Here is a 1,436-nt window from a genome sequence, read left to right on the forward strand (position 1 = left end):
CACCCTACCCGACGCTCTTCCAATCTAAAGGCCTGTCTCTTATACACATCTAGATGTGTATAAGAGACAGGTATTGGTGGTGGCTCACATCTTGCACCGGGAAATAGTAATGTCAATTCCGTGACTAAGTGCTAGAGGTCGAAGGCGTTCAATATCAAGTAATAATAGAGACAATAATAAAACAGGGAAGAAAGTGGAAAGAGCAAGAAAAGCAGCTTGACCCCAATCGAGAGTATGAGGATAATATCGAGCTAAATAAGTCCAATGTGCTAATAAAAAGGCAGTCAAAGATAAGATTAACCAACGATAAATGCCCAAGAGAGTACATTGTCCGAATTTGTCTAAACCGAAGCGATGTTTAGCAGTTTTAAACCATCCTTCTATTTGCCATCTTCGTTTACCCCACCAATTGATGGTGCAAGCCTTGAGTGGTGTTGTAGAAATAACATATCTCTTCAAAAATACACCTTTATCAGTTTTAAAATAATACCAAGAAACAGAAACAGTTACATCTAAACCAACTAGTCTAACTTGCTGTCCGCGATGGTACAAATGCTTGACGGAACGACCATCAACCAATTTACGATTACAACCAATTCCGAGAATAGCGTGGTATTTAAGTTGACGAATACCATGAATAAATTCAACTGTACCAAAGGCAGTATCAGCCAGAATTTTTACCTGAAAAGTAAGAGTAAGTTTTTTTGGTAAGCGACGTACCATTTTTAAAGCTAATTGAGCCGGAGTGGTTGTGCCTTTGCCTCTCCAGACTCGAAAATTCCAAGGAATACGCCACTGTCCAACAACTAAATATAAGACGACTAGATGCAAGCCACGTTTATGATTGAAAAAAGTAATTAAGTGATTAAAAGCCTTAAATTTACCCGTTTTTTCTAACGTAGTTATATCTATAATTACTTGTAAGAATGGTTTGCGTCCTAGTGTGCATTGCTTCAAAATTAGTTCAATCACGAAAGCTCGTAAATGACTAATTATCTTACGAGTAGACCAATTATAATGGTTCAAAAATCGGCTTAAAGCACTTTCTGATTTAGTTTTACTGTAATGTGGTAAAGGTTTTCCTTCTGCTTCGAGAAATAATCCCAGCATTGCTTCTAAACTATCTCGTTGATAGTGACTGGGCATCAAAGCTAGGATAGTGTACATTAAAGAGTGGGCGTGGGCAAGAATTGTTTGCATAGTTCTTGCTGTTTATCTTGTTTAATACGCCCTTTTTCGCATTTTTACTGATAAATTTAAATACTCTGTGTGCAGATTTAATTACTGCTTGTTTTGTGTATGTTAGCAGTCAATTTATGTATTTTATCTGTGATTTATTATCTCAGTACTTTGATTTGCTCATTCAGATTTGGATGTAATTTTTATTTCCTCCTCTTCGGTTAATACTGTCTTTTTTTATCAGGTGCAAGATGTGA

At 36.6% G+C, this 1,436-nt stretch carries 1 protein-coding gene; it reads right to left on the minus strand.

From position 1 onward, the window contains the following. Positions 1-84 precede the first annotated feature (84 nt). Positions 85-1,200: a transposase gene (locus NCWK1_RS28945; RefSeq protein ID WP_103127054.1), complete on the minus strand. Its 1,116-nt coding sequence runs from the start codon at positions 1,198-1,200 to the stop codon at positions 85-87. Between the last annotated feature and the right edge of the window lie 236 nt (positions 1,201-1,436).

Source organism: Nostoc cycadae WK-1, assembly GCF_002897135.1.
In the GTDB taxonomy this organism is placed as follows: domain Bacteria; phylum Cyanobacteriota; class Cyanobacteriia; order Cyanobacteriales; family Nostocaceae; genus Nostoc_B.